The sequence below is a fragment of the Neolewinella lacunae genome, from assembly GCF_014349155.1.
GTDB lineage: Bacteria > Bacteroidota > Bacteroidia > Chitinophagales > Saprospiraceae > Neolewinella > Neolewinella lacunae.
Genome location: NZ_JACSIT010000067.1, coordinates 191702 through 214824 on the forward strand (window position 1 = coordinate 191702; position 23123 = coordinate 214824).

Annotated in this window: 17 protein-coding genes; 8 read left to right on the forward strand and 9 right to left on the reverse strand. The window is 60.2% G+C overall.

Features of this window, described 5'->3' with window-relative positions:
* Positions 1–26 precede the first annotated feature (26 nt).
* The 6 genes from H9S92_RS05175 to H9S92_RS05200 all read left to right on the forward strand — a co-directional run bounded on the left by H9S92_RS05175 (position 27) and on the right by H9S92_RS05200 (position 9583).
* Positions 27–3392 (forward strand): caspase family protein, encoded by a 3366-nt coding sequence (locus tag H9S92_RS05175; protein ID WP_187465644.1) that lies wholly within the window; start codon positions 27–29, stop codon positions 3390–3392.
* A 183-nt stretch (positions 3393–3575) separates the two neighbouring features.
* Positions 3576–4526, forward strand: a complete 951-nt coding sequence (locus H9S92_RS05180; RefSeq protein WP_187465645.1) for a CHAT domain-containing protein — start codon at positions 3576–3578, stop codon at positions 4524–4526.
* Between the two features lie 254 nt (positions 4527–4780).
* Complete coding sequence (ppk1, locus tag H9S92_RS05185; RefSeq protein WP_187465646.1) at positions 4781–6874, forward strand: polyphosphate kinase 1; 2094 nt, start codon at positions 4781–4783, stop codon at positions 6872–6874.
* Positions 6875–6881: 7 nt separating this feature from the next.
* Positions 6882–7532 (forward strand): acyl carrier protein phosphodiesterase, encoded by a 651-nt coding sequence (locus H9S92_RS05190; protein ID WP_187465647.1) that lies wholly within the window; start codon positions 6882–6884, stop codon positions 7530–7532.
* A complete protein-coding gene (locus H9S92_RS05195; protein ID WP_187465648.1) occupies positions 7498–7974 on the forward strand; it encodes a type I restriction enzyme HsdR N-terminal domain-containing protein in 477 nt (158 codons plus the stop codon). Before H9S92_RS05190 ends, H9S92_RS05195 begins: the two co-directional genes overlap by 35 nt.
* 37 nt (positions 7975–8011) lie before the next feature.
* The gene (locus H9S92_RS05200; RefSeq protein WP_187465649.1) at positions 8012–9583 is read left to right on the forward strand and encodes an ATP-binding cassette domain-containing protein; all 1572 of its coding nucleotides are present in this window, start codon (positions 8012–8014) and stop codon (positions 9581–9583) included.
* 109 nt (positions 9584–9692) lie between these two features.
* On the opposite strand, the gene H9S92_RS05205 is transcribed toward H9S92_RS05200, so the two are convergent.
* The 4 genes from H9S92_RS05205 to H9S92_RS05220 form a co-directional block, all read right to left on the reverse strand.
* A complete protein-coding gene (locus H9S92_RS05205; protein ID WP_187465650.1) occupies positions 9693–10094 on the reverse strand; it encodes a nuclear transport factor 2 family protein in 402 nt (133 codons plus the stop codon).
* Positions 10095–10352: 258 nt separating this feature from the next.
* Positions 10353–11192 (reverse strand): LytR/AlgR family response regulator transcription factor, encoded by an 840-nt coding sequence (locus tag H9S92_RS05210; RefSeq protein ID WP_320055154.1) that lies wholly within the window; start codon positions 11190–11192, stop codon positions 10353–10355.
* Positions 11090–13030, reverse strand: a complete 1941-nt coding sequence (locus tag H9S92_RS05215) for a tetratricopeptide repeat-containing sensor histidine kinase (RefSeq protein ID WP_187465652.1) — start codon at positions 13028–13030, stop codon at positions 11090–11092. The genes H9S92_RS05210 and H9S92_RS05215 overlap by 103 nt, the downstream gene beginning before the upstream one ends.
* 41 nt (positions 13031–13071) lie before the next feature.
* Positions 13072–14073 carry an SIMPL domain-containing protein gene (locus H9S92_RS05220; RefSeq protein ID WP_187465653.1) on the reverse strand — a complete coding sequence of 334 codons (1002 nt, stop codon included), beginning with the start codon at positions 14071–14073 and terminating at the stop codon, positions 13072–13074.
* Positions 14074–14338: 265 nt separating this feature from the next.
* On the opposite strand from H9S92_RS05220, the gene H9S92_RS22475 reads away from it, so the two are divergent.
* Positions 14339–15562, forward strand: coding sequence for a vWA domain-containing protein (locus H9S92_RS22475; protein WP_187465654.1), 1224 nt, complete (start codon positions 14339–14341; stop codon positions 15560–15562).
* A 73-nt stretch (positions 15563–15635) separates the two neighbouring features.
* Here H9S92_RS22475 and H9S92_RS05230 read toward each other — a convergent pair whose 3' ends face one another.
* The 5 genes from H9S92_RS05230 to H9S92_RS05250 form a co-directional block, all read right to left on the reverse strand.
* Positions 15636–16997 carry a TolC family protein gene (locus H9S92_RS05230; RefSeq protein WP_187465655.1) on the reverse strand — a complete coding sequence of 454 codons (1362 nt, stop codon included), beginning with the start codon at positions 16995–16997 and terminating at the stop codon, positions 15636–15638.
* Entirely contained in the window at positions 16994–18382 is a 1389-nt protein-coding gene (locus tag H9S92_RS05235) for an HlyD family secretion protein (RefSeq protein ID WP_246463664.1), read from the reverse strand. The genes H9S92_RS05230 and H9S92_RS05235 overlap by 4 nt, the downstream gene beginning before the upstream one ends.
* Positions 18383–18508: 126 nt before the next feature.
* Positions 18509–20245: a peptidase domain-containing ABC transporter gene (locus tag H9S92_RS05240; RefSeq protein ID WP_187465656.1), complete on the reverse strand. Its 1737-nt coding sequence runs from the start codon at positions 20243–20245 to the stop codon at positions 18509–18511.
* Between the two features lie 181 nt (positions 20246–20426).
* Positions 20427–21395: a bifunctional heptose 7-phosphate kinase/heptose 1-phosphate adenyltransferase gene (locus tag H9S92_RS05245; protein WP_290283628.1), complete on the reverse strand. Its 969-nt coding sequence runs from the start codon at positions 21393–21395 to the stop codon at positions 20427–20429.
* Between the two features lie 70 nt (positions 21396–21465).
* Positions 21466–21888: a nucleoside-diphosphate kinase gene (locus H9S92_RS05250; RefSeq protein ID WP_187465658.1), complete on the reverse strand. Its 423-nt coding sequence runs from the start codon at positions 21886–21888 to the stop codon at positions 21466–21468.
* Between the two features lie 200 nt (positions 21889–22088).
* Between H9S92_RS05250 and H9S92_RS05255 the strand changes: the two genes are divergently transcribed.
* Positions 22089–23120: a DHH family phosphoesterase gene (locus H9S92_RS05255; RefSeq protein WP_187465659.1), complete on the forward strand. Its 1032-nt coding sequence runs from the start codon at positions 22089–22091 to the stop codon at positions 23118–23120.
* The last annotated feature ends 3 nt before the right edge of the window (positions 23121–23123 follow it).

The following is a 23123-nucleotide window of genomic DNA, read 5'->3' on the forward strand; positions in this document are numbered from 1 at the left end:
ACTTTCATCCGCGAAAAACACCCACCATGACCATTTATGCCCTCCTCGTGGCCGTTTCCGAATACCCGGAAGGCATCACCGACCTGCCCGGCTGCCAGAACGATCTGCGGGCTTTCAGCGCCTTTTTTGCGGATTACGCGCGGGTGAATGACGTCTCATTCGCGCCCCACACGCTGCTCAACGCCACCGCCACGCGGCAGGGCGTCATCGAGGCTTTCCAGCATTTTGACCAGGCGGGGCCCGACGATATTTGCCTCTTTTACTACACCGGCCACGGCGCACAAATGCCGGCACCGCGCGAGTTTTGGGACCAATCGCGCGACCGCAGGTGCGAGACGATGGTGTTGCACGACAGCAGGGGACGGGGAGGCCGGGACCTGGCCGATAAGGAGCTCAGTTACCTCCTGGCCAAGCACACCCAACAGGCGGGCCACTGCCTGGTAATTGCCGATAGCTGCCACTCGGGCTCCATCAGCCGCCAGACCTCCGGCGTCAACCGCACCGTAGCGCCCAACGACACTCCCGTCGGTTTTGCCGATTTTCTGGGGGCAGCTGAGTACAAAGTCGTGGGCGAATACCGCCATCCGCCGCGGGCCAGCCACGTCACCCTCTCCGCCTGCCGCCCCGAACAGGTGGCCATGGAAATGCCCATTCGCGGGGAGCGCCGGGGCCTGTTCACCAACTTCCTGCTGGAAGTGCTGGCGGGTGCCGACCTGGCCGAACTCAGCTACCGGGAGGTGATGGACCGCGTCCGGGTGCGGGTGCGCAACCAGTACGCGCGCCAGGATGTGTACTGCGATGCCACCGGTGCCGGAAGCCTCGCCCAGCGCTTCCTGAACGGCTCCCTGAAACGGAGTCGGGGCATGGTGCTCGATTATGCTGCCGATCAGCAGTGGTTCATCAACCAGGGCGAGCTCAGTGACGTAATCGCAGGCACCACGGCCCGGGTGCTGGACGGCACCACCGAACGGGAAATTAAGGTACTGCGCACCACCGCCGGCCACGCCTTCGTCGGGGCCGCCGACTGGCTCCAACCCAGCCAAGCCCCCTACCCGCTGCTGGGCATCGACAAAAAAGGCGCGCCGTTAGCGGTGTACATCGACGCCAAGATGTCTTCCGTCATCCGATCTGCGTTGGTCGGAGAAATCAGCCGGGAAGCCGCTACCCTGGTGCTGACCGACGATCCCGCTACGGCCAAATACCACCTGGTCCACCTGCCCCATTACGGCGTGAGTGCGGTGCTGCCCGGCGAAGAGCGCCCGGTGTTTGAAAGTGCCCCCGAAGCGAAACCCGGCTGGGCACCGGCCTTCGTGGAAAAACTCAGCAAAGTAGCCACCTACGAAGCGACCCTCCGCCTGGCACCGGCGGATGCGTCGCTGCCACTGGATGAACTGGTTGACCTCCGCTTCGAGGCCGTGGCGGTAAACAGTTACGGCGACGAAACGGGCACCCAGGAAATGCCCACGGATGGCCGGGCGGTGTTTTCGTACACCATGGACGAAACCGGGGCCGAAATCCCTCCGGCGCTGCGCCTGACGGTCGGCGTCCGAAAAAGCTACCCGGGAGAATTGTACGTCGGGATGCTCTACTTCGACGAATCTTTCGGCGTTTCCGGGGCGGCCTTACCGGTGCAGCGACTCACAGCGGCCGATGCGCCCTACCCCACCCGGCAGACGGTGCTGGACGCCGACGGGCAAGCCTTTGAAGTCAATTTCCTTACCCTGCAACTTCCCGACGTTCTGCAAGGCTGGGGCCTCACGGAAATCACCAATTACCTCAAAGTGATCGTCTCCGAAACCGAGTTCTCGCTGGAGGATTACGAGCAGGAAGGACTCGAACAGCAGGCGCAGCTGGACGCGGACGGCAAAGCGATGCGGGGTATGGCCCCAGGGGGCATTCAATTCAAAAAACGCCGGGACCGCTGGGCGGTGCGCGATATTCCCTTCGCCATTCACCGGCCGATGGACATCATGCGCGGCGTCCGGATGCAGGGCAGCGACGGGTTGATGCGCCCCGTAGAAATGATGGAAGGCCCGGAAGAATTTGCCTTCAGCGGGATGTCTATGGATTCCTCCCTGAGCACTGGTCGCTCCGTGGGCACTTACTACCCGCCTTGCCCGTCCCTCGGCTACGGGATGGAGCCCCTGAGCCTGGTGCATACCCGCAGTGCCCAGGCCAATGAAATGCCCCAGGACTTGCTCCTACTCCACGGTGTACGCAACGAAGGGGCAGTGACGGCCGCCACGCCCCTCCGCCTGAAAACAGACCTGGGTGTGGGGATGGATACCCTGGCTTTTGCCTTCGACGAAGAAAGCGGGCGCTACTACCCGGTGGGCTTCCCGCAGGCAGACGGCATGATGCTCATCCAGCAATTACCCGCTGCCCGGCCGGAAGAATACGCGCGCAGCCTGGGCGGCTCCGTCAAACTGTTTTTCCGTAAGGTGATCAACGACTACCTGCCCTGGCCGGTGGGCGAAATCAATAAATTGCGCGCCGCCACCGTCAACGAAGCCCTCGAGGTAGTGTACGGCAGTGGAGATCCGGCACAGTTGCGCCAGCTGGTAGCTGCGGCCGAAAAACCCATTGCCCTGTTCGTGCACGGCATCATTGGCGATACGACTACGGCACCAGCCATCCTGCGGCGGGCCAGCTTCGCCGATGGCAGTACATTATACGAGCGTTACGACCTGCTGCTCACCTACGATTACGAAAACCTGAAGACCCCATTGGCGGATACGGCCCTGAAATTGCAAGGGCAGTTGCAGGGCATCGGACTGGGCCCGGGCCACGGAAAAACGCTGCACATCTACGCCCACAGTATGGGTGGACTGGTGAGCCGCTACTTTATCGAGATCCTGACGGGTAAGCAAGTCGTACAGCGCCTCTTCCAGTTCGGTACGCCGAACGGAGGTAGCCCCTACGGCAACGCGGCGCAGTGGCTGACGCCTTTGCTCTCGCGGGCCCTGGAAGGCGGGGCGGCCTACCAGCCCTGGCTCGCGCCGCTACTCGGCCTGCGGTGGTTCATTAACGAGGCCCTGGACACTTTACAGGAGATGAAAATCGGTTCCGAATTCCTCAAGGTGCTCAATGAACAGGGCGACCGGGGGGAGGTGCCGTACCACCTGGTTAACGGAGACATTCGACTCATCCCCGAAACGCGGCCGGAGGATTTATCCTTCTACCAACGTATCCTGGCCAAACTCGACTGGAAAGACGCCGCCGACAGCATCTTCTTCCAGGCTCCGACGGACGTGGCCGTGGCCGTCACCAGCCAACAAGCGATACCGGGACTGACCAAACTGCCCACCCCCGTTGGCAGCGATCACATGAGCTACTTCGTCAACGCTGCCGCCATTGAAAGGCTGGAAGCTTACTTGCCGGAGGTTTTTTAGTTCATAGTTCGTAGTTCATAGTTCATAGTTCATAGTTCATGAGGCGTTTCATGATTACTGATGCAGTAGCGTATGTTTGCGTCAATCGGCTAAACCACCCCTCCTGAACTACCGAACTACCGAACTACTAAACTACCGAACTACCGAACTACTAAACTCCCCATCCACCGAACCAATCAAAAAATGCCCGAATTAGAAGCCCATTTACGCCAACTCACTCTGGATGGCGAACTACGAACGGTAGTGGATTTCCTGCGGGCGCAGGAAGACCACTATCGTACGGACAGCAAATTCCAGAACAACGTGGGCCAGGTAATGAGCCAATTGCGGGACATTGAAGAGGACGAAATCGGGCAAACCGAAGAGGAAGAAACCATCCAGTTGCGGCGACGGCGCCTGGGGCAATCTATTCTCACCCTCCTCTCCGTTCACCGGCGGTCCATTGCCACCATGGTCGCGCCTTTGCCCGTGGCGCCACCCCGGACGGTGCTTCCCGCTCCCCGGCCACCGACACCCACGTCCGGAACGAACGCTGCGGATGCCCACGAGGTCTTATTCATTGCCTCCAACCCGCGGGACGTGGGCCGCTTGCAAAAGGAAAAAGAGTTTGCCCAGATCCAGCAGGAGCTGGGGGAGAGCCGCGACCTCTTCCGCCTGCGGATGGCGGAGTCGCTGCGCAGGGAAACGCTCACCAAAAAACTGCTGGAGGTTAAACCGGCCATCGTCCACTTCTGTGCCCACGGGACGGCGGAGGTGCCGGGCTTTCACCCCGCGGGCATTGTTTTGGAAGACCTGGACCGCAACCCCGACGTGGTTTCCGGAGAAATCCTGGCGGGAATCTTCAAGCTACTGCTGCGGAAATTCTCCATCCGCCTCGTCTTTCTGAACTGCTGCCTGAGTACCGAGCAGGCGCGGCAGATCTCCGCCAATGGCATTTACGCCATCGGGATGGCGGAGGAAATCCCCGACAACGTAGCCATCAGCTTTGCTGCCGGGGTGTACTGCGGGCTGGCCGACGATGAAACCGACATCGAATTTGCCTTCGCCATGGGGCTGAATGCCCTCCACGTAGCGGAGGTGGGTGAAGCGGGCATTCCGAAGCTTTTCAAAGACGGGCAAGTGGTGGCTGGATAAATTTACGGGGCGCGGCCGCAGGTGCACAGGGGGGTGAAGGAGCGGTGGAGGGCTCCGCCTTAAGTCCGGAGAACCAGCGTCGCAGCGAGGGTCGGGCTGAGGCCGCAGTGATGCCTGGGAGACCTTCGGTTTCGAGTTCGTCGGGCTGAGGCCGCGACAATACCTGGGAAATTTGCCTCTGCGCAACAAAACTTGCCGGCGGGTGGCAAACCTTGGGTTGGCCAACGTACTTTTAGCGCAAATTGATTTGACTCTTGCCTACTGACCTGATCCAAAGAGACACTTCCTGGCTCCACTTCAACTTCCGCGTTTTGCAGGAAGCGATGGACAAGCGCGTACCCTTATACGAGCGCATCAAGTTCCTGGCCATTTACAGTGCCAACCTTGATGAGTTCTACCGGGTGCGGGTGGCCAGTCTGCGGCAATTCAAGAAATTACCGAAAGACCAGCGCAAAGAATTGCTCGACTTCAAGCCCAAAAGCGAGTTGAAAACCATTCACGCGATGGTCAACCAGCAGCAACAAATTTTCGGGCAGATTTTCGTTGAGGATATCCTGCCGGAGCTGAAGCGGGAAAACATTCACCTGATCCACAGCTACGAGATGAACGCCGAGCAACAGCAATTTGCGCGGGAGTACTTCATCAAAAATGTGCAGCCCCATCTGGAACTGTACTGGCTGCCCAGCGCCGAGGAAGCGGGCGTGGGCCTCCCCTTCCTGAAGAATGGCCAGCTCTGTCTGGCGGTAAACCTGACCGAAAATGCAGCATTGGAGGCCGGTGAGGTGCCGCTGGTGCCCATTCCTACCGATAAGCTGCCCCGCCTGGTGGTACTGCCCAGCCCCGCGGAAACCCCTGATGCCTTCCACGTCATCTTTCTTGACAGCATTATGCGCGCCAACCTCGGGTTCTGGCTGAACCGGGGGGTGGAATTTGCCTACAGCTTCAAGTTGAGCCGCGACGCCGAACTGTACATCGATGATGAGTTTGATGGGGAACTGCACCGCAAAATCGAAGCCAGGCTGGCCGAGCGCGAGGATGGCTTGCCCACGCGTTTCCTCTACGATGCCGCTATGCCCGCCTGGATCCGCCAACGCTTGAAAGACGTCCTGGATCTTTCCAAATTCGACATGATCCCCGGGGCGCGTTACCACAACTTCAACGACTTTTTCAGCTTCCCGCTGCCGCCGGGCCGGGAAGACCTGAAGTATGCGGATCTTCCACCGCTGGACCATCCCCACCTGCGGGAGGGCAAAAGCGTGATGCAAACCATGGCGGCGGGCGACGTGCTGCTCAGCTTCCCCTACCAGCGCTACGATTACATTCCCAAGCTCATCGAGGAAGCCGCCAACCACCCGGAAGTTACCCGCATCCGCATCACCCTCTACCGCGTGGCGGGCAAATCCGCAGTGGTGACCAACCTCCTCTACGCCCTGAAAATGGGCAAGAAGGTAGAAGCTTTCGTAGAGACCAAGGCCCGCTTCGACGAAGCAAGCAACCTTTATTGGGGCAAGGAACTCGAAGACGCCGGAGCCATTGTGCGCTACAGTTTCCCCGCCGTCAAAGTCCACACCAAACTCCTCCACATTCTGCGGGAAAGAGACGGCAAAGACCTGCACTACAGCTACATCGGCACGGGAAATTTCAACGAAAAGACCGCGAAACTCTACACCGACCACGCCCTGCTCACCTGCCGCCCCGAACTGGGCAAGGACATCGAACGGGTCTTCCAGTTGCTGCGCGGTAAGTTGATCCTCCCCAACTGCAAACACCTCCTGGTGGCCCCTTTCAATATGCAGTGGGCCTTCGATAAGTTGGTCGATGAAGAAATCGCCCACGCCCGGGCGGGCCACCACGCCTACTTGTTCCTCAAAATGAACTCCCTGGAAGAGCCCGGAATGATCGCCAAAATCCGGGAAGCCGCCGCAGCGGGCGTGGAGGTGCGCATGATCGTGCGGGGCATTTGCTGCCTGATGCCCGGTCCGGACGAAAACATCGAGATCATTTCCATCATCGATCGCTTTTTGGAACATGCGCGGATTTTTATCTTTGGCGGCGATGAAGTGGAAAAGGTGTTCATTGGTTCGGCCGATTGGATGGACCGCAACCTGCACCGCCGGGTGGAGGTGGTCACCCCAGTAGAAGACCCCCTGCTCCGCAAGGAAATCCGCCAGCTGATGGATTTGCAGTGGCGCGACAATTCCAAAGCCCGGATAATTTCTGCCGAAAGGCTCAATGAGTACCGGACACCGGAGGTCGACGAAAACAGCTTCCGCGCCCAGTTGGACATCTACGACTACTTCCGGGCGCAATTGGCGATGCACAAGCGACACAAACCGGGCAAGGTCTAGTGGGCCGTTGGGTATCTCCCCGTACAACTGCTGCCTCATCGGGCAAAAAAATGTTCTTGCCATCAACTTTCTCGCTCACCTCACGCTGTCCCACTTTGACCCCGACCTGCAAACCGGGAACTTCCTGGGAGATTTCGTTAAAGGCGCCGCCGTCAAACGCTTGCCCGCCGCCATCCAGCGCGGCATTGCGATGCACCGCGCAATTGATCACCTGACGGATACCGAGCCCGCCGTGCGCACGCTCAACAAGTTGCTTTACCCCCGCCACGGTCGCTACGCCAGCGTAGTGACCGATATTGGCTTCGATTACTACCTCTACCGACACTGGGAAACCTTCGGGCCAACCGCCTTCCCGGCCTTCACCCAATCGGCTTACGCCAACCTCTTTGCCCGGCGGGAAGCCATGACGCCACAAGTCCAGGGCTACGTCAACCAGATGGTCAAAGACAACTGGCTCCACCTTTACACCACTCCGGAAGGAATGGGCAAAGTATTCGGCCGCTTGGCCCCCCGCCTGAGCCACCCGGAGTTGCTGGAGGGCGTAGACCAAATGCTGGTAGATTTCGATGAGGCGTTCAACCAGACCTTTCTGGCCTTGTTTCCCCGCTTGCAAACCCTGGCCAATGCCTACCGAACGGAACCCACCCCACCCCACTGATTTACGCCTGACCCGCTTCGCCCCCCAGCTCAACGTGCGCCTGGAAGGGAACAAGCGCATGGTCTTCTGTGTGATCCGCAAGAAATGGCTGGTGCTGCAGCCCGAAGAGTTCGTCCGCCAACTCCTCCTCCACTTTCTCATCGGCGATATGCGCTACAACCGCAACCGCATCACCGTGGAACGCGGCCTGACCATCAATTCCGAAGCCCACCGCACCGATCTTTTGGTGTTCGACCGCGACATGCGGCCCTTCCTGCTCATCGAATGCAAAGCTCCGCAGGTTCCCCTCAGCACCGCCGTCTTCCGGCAAGCCGCCAAGTACAACGGCCCGATGCAGGTCCCCTACCTCATGATCTGCAACGGCCAGGACAGCTACATCGCCGAAATTGATTACCACGCGAACGACTACCGCTTTTTGAGCGCCGTACCAGAGTGGGGCTGACCAAAATATACCGGGCACTTCCCTTACCTTTATCCCTATGTCACCATCGCCACTCCTTGAAGTAGAGCAGCTCACTATCGCCTTTGGCGACGCTCCTCCGGTGGTGGATCATTTGTCCTTTCAGTTAGCGGCGGGTGATCGGCTCGGTCTTCTCGGTCTCTCTGGCTCCGGAAAAAGCCTGAGCGCACTGGCCCTGTTGGGGATGCTGCCCGCCGGTGCCCGCATCTGCGGCGGCAGCGCCCGGTACCACCTGCCCGCTGGCGGGGTCGTCGATCTGCTGACGGCCCCGGAAGCTACCCTGCGCCAGTTGCGCGGCCGGGATCTGTCCCTCGTCTTTCAGGAACCCCTCACGGCGCTCAACCCGGTCCACCGTATCGAAGACCAACTGGTGGAGGCTGTTTCCCGACTGCACCCAACCCTGGGCAACCGATCCGCAAAAATGGATTCGGTACGCGAATGGCTGCACCGCGTAGAACTCAGCGAAGACCAGGAACGCATCCTCCGGGCTTACCCCCACGAGTTGAGCGGCGGGCAGCGCCAACGCATCCTCATCGCCATCGCGCTGATCGGGGAGCCCCGCTTACTCATCGCCGATGAACCCACCACGGCCCTCGATGCCATCACCGAAAAGGGCATCGTGGACCTGCTCAGCCGCCTCGGCCAAGAACTGGGGATGGCGACCGTCTTCATTACCCACGATTTAAAAGTGATGCGGCAGACGGCCGACCGGATCATTGTCCTGGAAAACGGAAAAGTCAAACACCAGGGCAGTACCACGGACATTTTAGCCCTTTCCGGTGCGGGACTCGGTTTGCCTGCCAACGCGGCCCCACCCACCGAGACCACTACCCAGGACGGCGAATCGCCCGCCGACCACACCCTACGGGTCGAAAATCTGAGCATCGCCTACCCCGGACGAAAGCCCTGGCCCTGGAAAAAAGCCCCGGACCACGTGGCCGTCCAGGACGTCAGTTTCAGCGTGGCTGCGGGCGAATGGGTTGCCCTCGTTGGTCCCAGTGGGTGCGGAAAAACCAGCGTCGCCCGCTGCCTGGCCGGTCTGCTGCCCGCCGCTTCCGGCACCGTCCGCTTGCCCAGGGGTAAGGTCCAGTTGGTATTCCAAGACCCCGATAGCAGCCTCAACCCCGCCCACCGGGTAGCCGAAATTCTCGAAGAAGTCCTCCGTACCTGGCACCCGCGGCAATCCAGGTCCTTCTACCATGCACGCATCGGGCAACTGCTGGCGCAGGTCGACCTGCCCGCCGGAACCTACGCCCTGCGCAGGCCGTCCCAACTCAGTGGCGGGCAAAAACAGCGCGTCGCCATCGCCCGGGCCCTGGCCGCCGATCCCAGCCTGTTGATTGCTGACGAGGCAGTTTCGGCCCTCGACGTCCCCCTGCGCGCCGACGTACTCGACCTCTTCGACCACATCCGCCACGCCCACCGGTTGGGGCTTTTGTTCATCAGCCACGATCTGGGCCTGGTGGCAGAACGGGCCGACCGCGTCATCGTCATGGACGGTGGTCGCATCGTCGAGAGCGGTCCGCCAGCGCAAGTCCTTACCCAACCCAGCAGTTCCATGGGGCAGCGCCTGGTGGCGGCCATGCGCTAGCTCACAAGTAGGTAACTTCGGCTCCCGGGTCTCTTCCTTTGCTCCTTGTCCCTACTCCCCCCTTCGGGGGGCCGGGGGGGAGCACCTGCGGCCGCGCCCCGTTCCCTGATCAGCGCATGAACCAGACTTCCTGGATCAGGCCATCCGCAACGCGGTAAATGGCCACTACCTCCACGGGTGGGTTGTCTTTGTTGAAGATGACGCTTTCGTGGTCAATGACCCGATCGCCCATCACCACGCGGTTGAGCAGGCGACACTGCAGATCGGGCAGACTTTCAAACATGCCAATGTAGTTCGCACGCATGTTTTCTTTTCCCTGGTACTGCAGTGCTGCCGGGAACTGGTAAACCCGCACGGAATCGCTGTAAGCCGACAGAAACAGCTCCAAGTCGCTCGTATTGTAGGCGTCAAGTTGGGTCTGGACAGGTGCCACAAAGGCGTAGCGGTCTTCGGTGGACTGAGCCAGCAGTACACCGGCCCCAAGGCAGAAAAAGAGGAGTAGAGTTCGCATTCTTCAAAAGTACGGCTTGCCAATACAATATTAAATTGAGCCCTTGCAATAATCACAACTAACCGGTCTTCAATAGATTTTAGGAGGCAGTTTTGTAGTTCGGTAGTTCGGTAGTACCAAAGTTTTGTAGTTCGGTAGTACTGTAGTTGTGTAGTACTACAAAACTACATTGCTAAAAAGCCATTGCCATCTGATACCCAGCCAATAGCTACGTTGCATACCCCCAACCTGACGTTAGTAAAAACTACCGCTTGCCCCCTACCCCGCCAGCAGCTCCAGCAACTCCGCTTTGCGGGCGGCGGCCACGAGCAACTCCGTCCCATCATCCAGCACCACCGAGCCCCCCGAACCCCGGTGGTAGCGACGGACGCGTTGGAGATTGACCAGGTGCGAGCGGTGAATGCGGAAAAATCCGGCGGGCTCCAGCAGGTCGGCGTAGAATTTCAGCTTGCGGCAGATGAGGAGCTTACGGCCGTCAGCAAGGTGGAAGTCGGTAAAGTTGTCTGCGGCCGAGCAGTAGCGGATGTCGGCTGCACTCACGATTTCCAGACCGTCCAGCAAAGGTAAGGCCAAACGTTCCGGCACCGCCCGGTTTTGTTCCCGCAGGTTTTGCAGCAGGGCTTGCGTCACCCGGCCCTGTTCGCGCAGGCCCAGGCGGGCTTTGACCTTCGCTACGGCCTCGATCAGATCGTCAATGTCCACCGGTTTGAGGAGATAGTGGGCCGCACTCAGGCGCAGGGCCCGCAGCGCGTATTGCTCGTAGGCCGTCACGAAGACGATTTCCAGCCCGTGGTCCACCGGCAGTTGTTCCAGCAAATCAAAACCGTTACCGTAAGGCATTTCGATGTCCAGAAAAAGCAAGTCCGGCTGGGTTTCCCGGATGCGCTCCAGGGCTTGGGCCACGCCATCGGCCTCCCCGACCACTTCGGTGTCAGGACAGTACTTTCCCAGGTAGTGGCGCAGGGCGGCGCGGCTCGGGGCTTCGTCGTCGATGATCAGGGTACGAATGGCGCTTGCTTTTCTGGGGTGAAGGAAGAGGGAGCTGCTCCGGAGTGCGGTGAACGCCCCAGGGCGAGGCGAACCCGCGTCCCCACGAATTCCTCGGCGGGGAAAGCATCTTCGATGTGCAGCCAGTAGCGGGTTCCGTAGTGCTCATTAATCAGTTCGAGGCGCTTCTGCGTCGTGGCCACGCCCGTGCTGCGGTGGGCCAGTTGGTTGGCGGTTTTTAGGGCGGCGGAGCGGGCGCGGCCGATGCCGTTGTCGATGATTTCCAGGTAGGTTTCCCGACCCTCAGCGCACAAGCGGACCTCCAGCGCCCCTCCCTCCGGCCGGTAGCGCAGGCCGTGCCAGATGGCGTTTTCCACGAAGGGCTGCAGGATCATGGGCGGCAGGTTCAGCGGGACCTCCAGGGACTCAGCGGCTGCGGGACTGACGAGCTGGTAGCGGAACTGCTCCCCGAAACGCTCTTTTTCCAGCTCCAGGTACAGGGCCAGTTGTTCTAGTTCTTCAGCCAGGGGGACGAAGTCTTTGCCCGACTGGTCGAGCACGTTGCGCATCAGCTTGGCGAAGCGGCCGAGGTAGCGGTTGGCCGAGCGTTCGTCTTGGCGGGCGATGTAGTTGTTGATGCTGTTCAGGCTGTTGAAAATGAAGTGCGGGTTCATCCGGGTCTGGAGGTTGCGCAGCAGCAGTTCCTGGTTGGCCCGCCGGCGCTTGCGGACGTTGCGCAGGATGATGGCCACCAGCACGAGCGCGCCGAGCAAAGACGCGGCCAGCAGGTAAATCAGCCAGCGTTGCAAACTCACCTGCTGGCTCAGGAACTGGCTTTCCGCTTCGGCGGCGCTCAGGTCTTTGAGGCCCAGATCAACGTCTTGCTGTGCCCTCAGGACGGCGGCCAGTTGATTGACTTCCTCCCGTTTTTCGGCCAGCAGGCGATCATTGGCGACGGTGTAGGCGCGGTAAATTTCGGCGGCGCGGGTGGGCTGCCTGCGGTCCAGGTAGTAGTCGGCCCCGGCGGCGTAGATTTCGGTGCTGATCTCGGCGGGGGTCAAACTATCCAGCTGTTGCAGCGCGTCCCGCAACTGCCGTTCCGCCTCGGGCAGGCGGCCGAGTTCGCGCAGCGTCTGGAAGCGGGCAAAATTATCGGTGGCCAGCAGGGGAATCGGTGCGGCGGGGAGCACCTCGGTAATTTCACGATCCAGATTGGGGGCAGCCTTGATCACGGCGCTGCGCAGGTTGGTGTTGGCGGAGATCAGTTCGCGGGAGTCGTCGGGCGGCAGGGCCTGGGCGCGCGGCACTTTTTCCAAGGCTTGGTTGAGGGAGTTGGCAGAGTTGACCAGGTCGTTTTGCTGAAGGTACACGTCGGCGCGCTTAGCGTTCACCCGCACCTGCAGCACGCTGTCGGTCGGGCGGCTGTCCTGGGCCTGCTGGTAGTAAGACTGGCTCAAAGACAGGTTATTTTCGCTGGCTTCGAGGTCGGCCAGTCCTTCCTGACAGGCGGTTTTTTGGGCGCTCAACGCAGGTGCCAGGGAAAGACAACGGGCAAAGTCCGTCCGGGCCGCCGCCAAATCCCCCAGCTCACGGTTGACCTCCCCCCGGCGCTGGTACAGGCTGGCGGCGAGCAGGTTTTGACCAGCGGGCAGCACCTCCAAAGCCCTGGCGTAGCGCCCCAGAGCCAGTTCCGGCTGGCCAATGTCGGCGTAAATGTCCCCCAGTAGCAGGAAGGCCTCGGTCAATTCCTGGGTGGAAGGCCTCGACTGGATGAGCTCGCTCAGCACCCCGATGGCCGAAGCGGGGTCGCTTTGCCGCAGTGCCTCGGCCCGCTCCAGGGCCTGGGGTGCCCGCGGGCTCGTCTTGCGCTTTTCCGGGGATTGGCCCGCCAGTCCGCCCAGGGCAAAGGCGGTAAGGATGGCGAACAGCAGAATGCGGAGCAAGATCATTTCGAGGCGTTAAACGCGGTCTATCCACGGGAGGTACGCGGCTACTCCTGGCCGGGGTCCAGCAGCACCAATTTCCCTTCCGGCGTAAGGTAATAATAGTTGTTCTTGCGCAGGGTCTTCACCGCCGGGGCTTTCGGCGGCAGGGTAAAGCGCACCTTGAGGCCGAAGGAAAACTGGGCGGCGGGCTCCAGCAGGTCGGGGTTCACCACCAGATCGTAGTCGTTCATCGGGATGGCATTGTAGAACCGCAGGGTCGGTTTCTCAATTTTCGTCACCACGGCTCCCTCCCGTTCCTTGGCCGTCAGCTGCTGCGAGGCGTGGGCAGAGTAGGTTTCGTAGCGGTCTCCCGGATACACCACCCAGGCGCTTTCGGCCACGTGCTGCTGGGCACTATCGAGCGCCACGCCCCGGGCGGAATACAGGGTCTTGAGGGTATCGAGGTAATCGAAGGTCAGGCGCCGCAGTTCGTTGTACACCGCCTGGGGCTCATCCACCAGGTAATCGACTTTGATGAGGTCGTAGATCTCCGCAGCGGCGGCGGTGGTCATGATGCGGTCCAGCAGCGCCGCATCCCGGTAACGGATGTGCAGGTTTTTCTGGAGGTTGAAGCCCGTAGGTTGCTCGGTGAGGGTTTTGCGCGAGAAAATTTTCTTCTCCTCACTGAAGGCGTAGGTAGGCAGGAAATTGACCAGGTCCACGTAAACATCGGTCGCCGCTATACCCAGGCCAGTAAGCCCGGCTTTTACTGCATCGATGCGCCCGTTCATGGCCTCGTTGACGGCCTGGACGGTTTCGCCCGACTGGTAGACGCTGAAGATGGCAACGTAGCCATCGGCCCCCTGGTTGGAAAGGGCATTGATGGTGATTTCCACTACCGAGGGATCCTCGTCAAAAGTTGCCGTACGGGGCACCCCGCGGAAGTTGGCCTGGTAATTCACCGGCGCGGCATTGCGCTGGGTTTGGTAATTGCCCATTACCTGCGCCAGCAGCGGCGCAGCGGCGCAGGAGAGCAAAAAGACAAGGGACCAGAGTATTTTCTGCATGGCGAAGCTGGAGTTTGGGGGATAAAATAAGCGGTTGACCTGCCAAAATTAAGGGCCCCAACGAATGCCCTGCCCCGGAAAGACCGCAAAAAAGGCCGGAAACGGGGCCTTCCCGGAGTCAAGGCCGCGTTTTACCAAGTCTTCTCCTGCGCTGCCAAAGTGCAGCTGGCGCGGGGTAACACTTTCCCGGAACTTTGTTGTGTAATCCCGCCCCGGTGAGCATCCATTCACCGCAACCGTAAGCAAATCCAATCCCATTCCTACGATGAAAATTCCCACCACCTTCACCTGGCTCTCCGCAGCCGTCCTGGTTTCCACCCTTTGCCTCTTTGGCGTCGCCCAGCTTTTCGCAGGGGCAAACCTTGCTACACCCAGCCCCGCTGCTCCCCCCATCGGGGGGTTGGGGGGGACAACTTCCCCCGCACCTGCGGCCGCGCCCACGGCGAAAAACCGCATCCAGATCGCCTTCCTGCTCGACACCAGCAGCTCAATGGACGGCTTGATTGACCAGGCCAAGGCCCGCCTCTGGAACATCCTCAACGAGATCCTGAAAGCCAAAAAGGACGGCGCAGCCCCCTCCATTGAAGTGGCCCTGTACCAGTACGGTAACTCCGGCCTCCTGCCCGAGAAAGGCTACATCGAACAGGTCGTTGGCCTCACTTCCGACGTGGACCTGCTGAGCGATAAACTCTTCGGCCTGAAGACGGGCGGCGGCGACGAATTCTGCGGCCACGTCATCCTGCGGGCTACCGACGACCTGCAATGGGACGACAACGACAACACCATCAAACTGATCTACATTGCTGGCAATGAGCCCTTTACCCAGGGCGAGGTAAAGCCCGAAGACGCCCTGCGCAAGGCCCGCAGCAAAGACATCATCGTCAACACGATCCTCTGTGGAAACCCCAACGGTTCCGACGGCCCCAGCTGGCGCTCCGGGGCCAAGAATGGCGACGGAGAGTTTTTCTACATCAACCAGGATGAGCGCGTAACCTTCATCCCCTCGCCCTACGACGACGCCATCGACCGTTGCAACCGCAAACTCAACGGCACCTACATCCCCATCGGAGCTTCCGGTGCCGCCTACCAGGCCAACCAGCTGCGCCAGGATGCCAACGCCGAGTCCTACTCCAAGGCCAACCTCAGTTCCCGTGCCAAGTACAAAGCCAGCGCCAACTACAACAACAGCAGCTGGGACGCCGTCGATGCCCACCGCGAAGACCCCGCCGGACTCGTCGCCAAAAAGGAGCTACTGCCCGATACCCTCCAACAACTGAGCGACGCCGAACTGACCGTGAAGATCAAGGAAATCAGCGCCAGGCGCAGCAGCCTGCAAAAAGAGTTGCTCGAACTGACGGCCAAGCGCGACGCCTTCGTTGCCGAAGCCCAGGCGAGTTCCGCCGGTGCTGAAGCCAATACCCTCGGCGAAAAGATCAAGGCCAGCATACGCAAGCGCCTGGTGGAGAAAAACTACGAAATCAAAGAGTAATCCCGTGTGTACCCTTCGGCCACTGTCTTCCCGGGCGGTGGCCGCTTTTTTTGTCTCGTGCGGGGGGGGGAGTCTACCAGCCTGCCGTGACGTAGCGATAGGTAAGGACAGACTTGTGCAGCGAAAACCGTGCTTTTTCGGCCGTCAACAGGGCTTTTTGCAGGGATTGTTCCCGGCTGTTGAGCAAAAACTGGGTGCTTTCGCCGAGAGAAAACAACTCCCGTTCGGCGGCCAGCAGGCGGGTGGCCTGGGTCACCAGGATTTCCGCGTCGGTAAACTGCTGGCGGAAGGTTTCGGAGGCGTCGGCGTAGGCCGCAGCTTTAAATTGCAGGGCCTGGGTTTTATCCGCCAGCTTGGCTTCTCCCTCGGTAATCTTGAGTTGCCCGAGCTGTACCGACGCGTTCGCCTTGCGGTTGAAGATGGGGTACGAAGCGGTAGCCCCCAGCTTGTAGGCCCGGTCGAAGGGCCCCCCGAACTGGTCATCGCCAGCGGGCAAGTCGAGTCCGTTGCCCAACAGGTAGTAGCTGACGTCCAGCTGCGGCTTAAGCTGCTCGCGCTTCAGGCGCTGCTCCAGCTGGTAGCCACTCAGGGTAAATTGCAGCTCCAACAGATCGGGGTGGCCACTGACCCAATCGGGCCGGGTGGGCAAAACGGTGAATTCAGCGGGGGGTGTTGCGGGCCGGGCCGTTGCGGGCATGGGCCAGTAGAGTTCGGCCAGGGCCTGGCGGGCCAGGTCGGCATCCACCTTTAGCTCAGCCACCGTAAGGCGCTGGGAGCCAAGGGCAACGCGGGCCTCGAGCGTGTCCACCGCCGGCTTATCGCCCTGCTCAAACAGGCCGATGGTATTGTCCAGGCGAATGCGGATGAGTTCTTCGGTTTCCCGCGCAATCTGCAGGGCGCGCTCGGCGTAGCGCCACTCGGCGTAGCGCAGGGAGAGGTCGTAACGCAGTTCGTTGCGGATGATGTTGGCCAGGGCCAGTTGGCGTTCCACGGCAATGTCCCCCAGGCGGCGGTCAATGCGCACCGCGTCGGTGAGCAGGCCTTGCAGGAGGGGGAGTTTAATGGCCAGGTAGGCCTGACCTGCTTCCGGAACGGTCCGCTCGTCATTGAGGTAGGTACCGGAGGAAAACTCGTAGCCCCCGGCAAGTTTCAAGGCGTAGGGGCTTTGCCACTCCACGCCCGCCGAGCCATAGTCGAAGTACTCCGTCCCCAGGTACTCTTTACGGTCGTAAGCGGCCGCCAGCTTAGGGTCAAAAGCCCCTTTGGCTTTCAGTAACTCGGCGGGGCCCCGCGCCTCTACGGCATCGGCCATCGCGGCAATCGGGTGTTCCCGCAGCGTCCATTCCAGCATCTGTTCCAGGCCGATTACCTCCTGGGCACCAGCGGGTGGAGCGAAGGCCAACAGGGCCAGACTCAGCAGCGTCAATCGGATCATTTGATGATGTCTTTTACCGGGGCCTTTAGCTTCACGCTTTCTTCTTCGGCCTTCCTTTCCTGTTGGGTCTGGTAGTAATCGGGGGGGAAGGCATTGAGCTGCCGCCACAGTTCGTACCAAACGGGGACGTTGGCGAGTAGCACTACCCCCTCCGCCCCGGAGCCGGGCCGCAGGGCTTCGGGCCAGGGGCGGCCTTCGGAGGTGGGCTTCACCAGCACGCGGTAGCGGCCCTTGGCGTCGATGATGTTGTCAATCGCCACCACTTCACCGACGAAGGTCCCGTAGCTCAGGCCCGGCCAGCCGGAGAAGAAAACGGCCGGCCAGCCATCGAAGAGGAAACGGACGGTCCGGCCCGGCGCAACGAGCGGCAGGTTGAAGGGGTCAACGTACATTTCCACGGCCGCCTCGAAGCGGGCGGGCAGGATGCTGGCAATGGGCTCCCCTTCCTTGATCGTTTCGCCCAGGCCGGGCGTGAGGATGCGGGCCAAAATGCCGTCCTGCGGTGCCACGATGAAGTTGTAGCCCCGCCGGATGCGGTAGTTGGCTTCCTGGTTTTCCAGCTTGGCCACTTCCCCTACCCCGTTGTAGTATTCCGTCAGAGCACTCTGCCGGTCGCTTTCCGCCTTGGCCAGCTTGTTGGCGTACTCGGGACCTACGGACTGGATGGCGAGCTCCGTTTGGGTTACTTCGGTGCGGGCCTGGTCGAGCTTGTTGTTGATGGTGGTCAGCTTGGCCAGGGCTTCCTGTTGCTTCAGGCGCTTGGCTTCCAGGTCCGTCAGGGGTTTCAGGCCGCTTTGGTAGAGGCTGTCAGCCCGCCGGAGTTGGTATTCGGCGATGCTCACTTCTACTTCCTGTTGGGCCAGCTCCGCTTCCAGCGTTACTACGTAGAGGCGGCTTTGGGAGAGCTTATTGATGCTTTGCTTCAGTTTCAGGGCCTGCTCCTGGCGGAGGCTGTTGATCTGATCGGAGAGCGCAGCGGCTTTGGCCAGGTAGCCCTCGGCGCTGTTCGACTTGGCTTCGCGGGTGGTGGCCGTGCGGTCTACCAGGTTAGGATCCAGGTACTCGGGCTTGATTTCGCTGAGGCGGGCAATGGTATCGCCGGCGGAGATGGTGTCGCCTTCAAAAACAAACCATTCTTCCACCCGCCCGGGAATGGTGGCGTGAATCGTTTGGGGCCGGTTGGCGGGGTCAAAGGCGGTGACGGTGCCCTTGGCCCGGAAGTTTTGTGTCCAGGGTAAGAACAGAACAACGAAAAAAAAGATAATGGCCGCCAGAATCCAGCGCCGGAACATGCCTTGGCCGGTGGGCAGGTCTACCGATTCAAGAGCCGTCAGGTTCAGGCTCTTTACATTGTCCAGTACCCTTTGGGGAGATAAGTTGAGCATGGGATGGTTAGAATGGCTAATGTAACGGTGGAAAAATTGTTGTCGGTTTCCCTGAGGTCTTATTATTTGGGCGCGGTCGCAGGTGCAATGGCAAAGACGAGGAGCGAAGGACGGCCTGGCGTCGGTTTATCGTTCCACGCCATTGTTCCATACTTCGAGGGTACTCGGATCTGCTAAGACCAACTCCGCCGCACCATCGTGGGTGATCTGGCCGCGGCGCATGACCAACGCCCGCCCGCACGCCCGGGCTACCAGAGGGTCGTTGCTCACCAGCACCAGGGTCCAGGGAGTAGCCGGTGAAGTCAGTTCCTGAACGATGGTTTTACGGATGCTGGGCTCCAGTTGTTCCAGCAGGCCGCCCAAAACCAAAAGTCTGGGCCGACGAATGATGGCCCGCGCCAGGAGCAAGCGTACCCGGACGGAGCGTGGGACGTTCAGCCCTTCGGCCACCAGTTCAGTGGAATAGCCATGTGGTTGCTCAGCAACCCAGTGGTTTAGATTGGCGATTCCCAGCGCCCATTGGATGTCTTCGAAATTCACGTCGGGGTGGCCCAGGCAAATGTTGTCGGTCAGTGAGCCCGGGATGATGCTTTCTTCCGGGCTGTAGTCCCCGATGTTTTTACGCAATGAGTTCAGTTCCAGGTTCCCCACGGGTACGTCGTTAAAGGTCAGTCGCCCTTCAAAGTCAAAGCGCATCCCGGCCAGCAGACTGATCAGCGTGGAGCGGCCCGAACGGTTGTATCCCGCAATGCATACCTTTTCGTTCGGTGCCAGTTTCAGGTCAATGCCATTCAAGGCTTCCGTACCCGACTCCGGATAAATGAAGTGGACGTCGTTTACCTCAACGGCCATGCCCCGGCCGGTATCTACGGAAGAGAAGAGCAAATCTCCCCCGTTTTCCAGGGGCAAATCCGTAACCGAAGCCAGCTTTTCCACGCCAGTGAGGGTGTCGTAGACGATGTCGAGCGTAAAAATCAGTTTCTCGGCGGAACTGACGATGAGCAGAATGATGATCTCGGCGGCCACAAATTGCCCGATGTTGATCTGGTTTTCGATCACCAGAATACCGCCAAGCAGGAGGAAGCTGGCCGTAATCAAAGCCTGGAAAACCACCAGTCCACCGTAGTGAAAAAGCAAAACCCGGAAGTGGGAAGACCGGGCTCCCAGGTATCCGCCGAGCAATTCGTTGGTCCGGCGCAACGACAGTTGCTCGCCCCCGGCCAGCTTAAAGGTGTTGCTGGCCCGGGCAATGTCCTCCAGCCAACCGGCCACTTTGTACTTGTACTTGCTTTCCTGGAGGCTGGTGCGCATGCCCCGGGGCGCAGCAATCCAGACCAGGAGGGTCAGCAACACCGCCAGCACCGCCCCAAAAATGGCAAAGAACGGATGGTAGAGCGCTACCAGCACCAGGCCGAAGATAATCTGCATGACCGCCCCGCTGAAGTCCAGCAGGATTTTCGGTAAACCCTTCTGCACCGTAATGGTATCGAAGAAGCGGTTGACCAGCTCCGGGGGATAGTCTTTGCGCAAAGCCTCCAGACGGATGCGCGGCAGGCGGTAGGCAAACTCCAAAGAAGCCCGCGCAAACAAGCGGCGTTGCAGGGTCTCCGCCACCACGTACTGCATAATCTTGAGCACGCCCAGAAAGATGGTTGCCGAAGTGACCACCACGACAAGCAGCACCAAAGAAGCATTGTATTCCCCACCCGCAATCAGGTTGATGATGGCCTGGACCCCCAAGGGACCCACCAAAGCAATCAAACCCACCAGCACGGCGTAGAGGTAAATGTAGCCAATTTCCCGTCGGTCCGGTTGGAGCAAACGCAGGAATCTCCGCAAGGGCGATAGTGGAGTGTCAGTCATAGAACAGGCAATGTTTAATAGTAATACTTTTAAAGAAATTAGGTTTTACTATCGTGCACATTTTTTTCTCGGGAAACTGTCCGGGACGAAAAAACTGTCTCCGCCCGGCGCAGAGCCGGAATGCCGGGCCGTCCGCCGAAAAGCAGTTGCCAACGGAACACCTAACACCGCAAAAAGGAAATCAGCCCTGAAATGCCCGGGTTAATTCTTCCAGCTGGACGGCCACTACCCCACTTTTGGCAATGACCTGCGCGCCGGCCAGGTTGGCCAGGCGGGCGATATCGGGCAATGACATACCCGCTCCCAAAGCGCAGGCGGCCACGCTGATGACCGTATCCCCCGCCCCACTGACGTCGGCCACGCTCTGCGCGCTGGTGGGGTAAATGGCCGAGCTGGTGCCATCGTTGACGTAGATGCCGTGTTCGCTAAGCGTAATCATTACCGCTCCGCAGGCCAGGCGGTCGAAGGCGTACTGAGCAGCCCGGTCGAGGCTGGCCAGTTCCGGCAGCACGGGAAAGTCGCATTGCTGCTGCATTTCGCGAAGGTTGGGTTTGAAGAGGCTCACGCCCTGGTAGGCCCAGAAATTATGCGCCTTGGGATCTACTACGGTAGGAATGCCCGCCGCGTGGGCCAGCTGGGCGACCGAACGGATCAGGCTGGGGGTAAGTACGCCTTTGTTGTAATCCTGCAAAAGCAGGAGATCGTAGCCTCCCTGGGCGCTGAGTTGGCGCAGGCTTTCGGTTAAGGCGGCTTCTACTTCCGCCGCCAGCGGGTGGGTGTCTTCGCGGTCGACGCGCAGGAGTTGTTGTCCGCCCGAGACCAGCCGCGTTTTCACGGTGGTAGTGCGCCCGGGGTCGCTGATGACGAGGTGATCGGGTAGCTTTTTTTCTTCCAGCAACTGCCGGAAGTGCTTACCCGCTTCGTCGGCGCCCACTACGCCAGCCAGCAGCGGCTGCGCCCCCAGCGAAAGTAAATTGAGGGCTACGTTGGCCGCCCCGCCCAGCCGGCTGTCTTCCCGCCCCAGCCGCATTACCGGCACGGGGGCCTCCGGACTAATGCGGTCTACCGAGCCGTGTAAATACCGGTCGGTCATCACATCGCCCAGCACGAGGATGCGCAGGGAGGAAAAGTCGGGTAAAATGGTCTGCACAGGGGCAAAAAAGCGCGGCCGGGCAGCACCGGAAAAAGCTTTCCCTGTGCTGCCCGGCCAGCCGCGTTGGTTAAGCGAAGATTTCCGTTCCGGCGAAGTGGAAGCTGCCTTCGATGGCGGCGTTCTCATCGCTGTCGGAACCGTGCACAGCGTTTTCACCGATGCTCGTAGCGTACTTTTTGCGGATCGTACCCTCGGCGGCGTCGGCGGGGTTGGTCGCACCGATGAGCTTGCGGAACTCCTCCACGGCGTTGTCCTTTTCCAGGATGGCGGCAACAATCGGGCCACCGCTCATGAATTCCACGAGCTCGCCGTAGAAGGGACGCGCGGCGTGTACGGCGTAAAACTCGCCGGCCTTTTCCGGGCTCAGCTTGGTGTATTTCATTGCCACGATGCGGAAGCCGGCGGCGTTGATCATTTCGAGGATACCGCCAATGTGTCCGTTACGAACGGCATCTGGCTTGATCATGGTGAGGGTACGGTTGGTTGCCATGGTTTTTTTTGGAGTTTCGTTTGGGGCCGCAAAGGTAGGTAAATATCCCTTTGATAATGCCGCAAAATTGCCCTCCGCCCTGTCTTTCCCACCCCAGCCGCCACCCCCCGTAGTGCCCCTTCGTTACATTTTCTTCGGAGGCCGTTGGAATTGCTAAGTTTTTCCGACCTTTGCCCCTCTTTTCAGCCACCCCTCCCGCCATGGAACCAAGCATCGAGGAAGTAAAGGCGCTATTATCCAGGCCCAAGGATGTGGTGATCTTCAGTCACCGCAACCCGGATGGCGACGCCGTAGGCTCCAGCCTCGGCCTTTCCCACTACCTGGCCAGCCAGGGACACCAGGTCAAAGTCGTTCTGCCATCGGATTACCCCGACTTTCTTTCCTTCCTCCCCAAGGTGAGCGACATCATCATCTACGACGACGATACCGAGGCCGCCCGCAGCGCCATCGACCGCGCTGACCTCTTCTTTATCCTCGACTTCAACTCCTTCGATCGCATCGATAAAGTCGGCGAAGGACTCGATAAAGACCAGCGGCCCCGCATCATGATCGACCACCACCTCTACCCCGAGCCAGTGGCGGATTTTATGTTCAGCGACCCCAGCGCCAGCTCCACCTGCGAGATGGTCTACACCTTCATTTCCGACCTGGGCCATGCCGGCTGGGTCACCAAAGACATCGCGGACTGCCTCTACACGGGCATCGTAACCGACACAGGTGGTTTTCGCTACGCCACCTCCCCCGCCCTGTTTCGCACCGTAGCCAAGCTTCTGGAGGCTGGGACGGACGACTACAAGATCCAGGACAACATCTGGAACACCGCCACCGAAAAGCAACTGCGCATCCTCGGCCACTGCCTGGCCAACCAGATGGAAATCCTCCCCGAAGTGCGCACCGGCATCGTCTGGCTGACCAAGCAGGACTACGAGCGTTTCGATATCCAGCGCGGCGACACCGAAGGCATTGTCAACTACATTCTCCGGATGCCGGGCCTCATGATTGCGGCCTTCATCCACGAACAGCCCACCATCGTTAAGATTTCCATCCGCTCCAAAGGGGAGATGGATGTCCAGCAAATTTGTAAGGCCCACTTCCGGGGCGGCGGACACCGCAACGCTGCGGGCGGCGCCAGTTTTGCCCCCCTGGGAGCGACGATCAACAAATTCAAGAAGTTATTACCCGACTACGCCACCGAAATCGACCGGGCGTATTACCAATTCAACAATCAATAGTTT

What these genes read in the sequence shown, in the direction of transcription:
- H9S92_RS05205 (WP_187465650.1), bottom strand. Translation starts at nt 10,094, where the DNA reads ATGCGAACTCTACTCCTCTTTTTCTGCCTTGGGGCCGGTGTACTGCTG.
- H9S92_RS05200 (WP_187465649.1), top strand. Translation starts at nt 8,012, where the DNA reads ATGTCACCATCGCCACTCCTTGAAGTAGAGCAGCTCACTATCGCCTTT.
- H9S92_RS05235 (WP_246463664.1), bottom strand. Translation starts at nt 18,382, where the DNA reads ATGCTCAACTTATCTCCCCAAAGGGTACTGGACAATGTAAAGAGCCTG.
- H9S92_RS22475 (WP_187465654.1), top strand. Translation starts at nt 14,339, where the DNA reads ATGAAAATTCCCACCACCTTCACCTGGCTCTCCGCAGCCGTCCTGGTT.
- H9S92_RS05240 (WP_187465656.1), bottom strand. Translation starts at nt 20,245, where the DNA reads ATGACTGACACTCCACTATCGCCCTTGCGGAGATTCCTGCGTTTGCTC.
- H9S92_RS05195 (WP_187465648.1), top strand. Translation starts at nt 7,498, where the DNA reads ATGCCTACCGAACGGAACCCACCCCACCCCACTGATTTACGCCTGACC.
- H9S92_RS05215 (WP_187465652.1), bottom strand. Translation starts at nt 13,030, where the DNA reads ATGATCTTGCTCCGCATTCTGCTGTTCGCCATCCTTACCGCCTTTGCC.
- H9S92_RS05220 (WP_187465653.1), bottom strand. Translation starts at nt 14,073, where the DNA reads ATGCAGAAAATACTCTGGTCCCTTGTCTTTTTGCTCTCCTGCGCCGCT.
- H9S92_RS05175 (WP_187465644.1), top strand. Translation starts at nt 27, where the DNA reads ATGACCATTTATGCCCTCCTCGTGGCCGTTTCCGAATACCCGGAAGGC.
- H9S92_RS05180 (WP_187465645.1), top strand. Translation starts at nt 3,576, where the DNA reads ATGCCCGAATTAGAAGCCCATTTACGCCAACTCACTCTGGATGGCGAA.
- H9S92_RS05250 (WP_187465658.1), bottom strand. Translation starts at nt 21,888, where the DNA reads ATGGCAACCAACCGTACCCTCACCATGATCAAGCCAGATGCCGTTCGT.
- H9S92_RS05255 (WP_187465659.1), top strand. Translation starts at nt 22,089, where the DNA reads ATGGAACCAAGCATCGAGGAAGTAAAGGCGCTATTATCCAGGCCCAAG.
- H9S92_RS05230 (WP_187465655.1), bottom strand. Translation starts at nt 16,997, where the DNA reads ATGATCCGATTGACGCTGCTGAGTCTGGCCCTGTTGGCCTTCGCTCCA.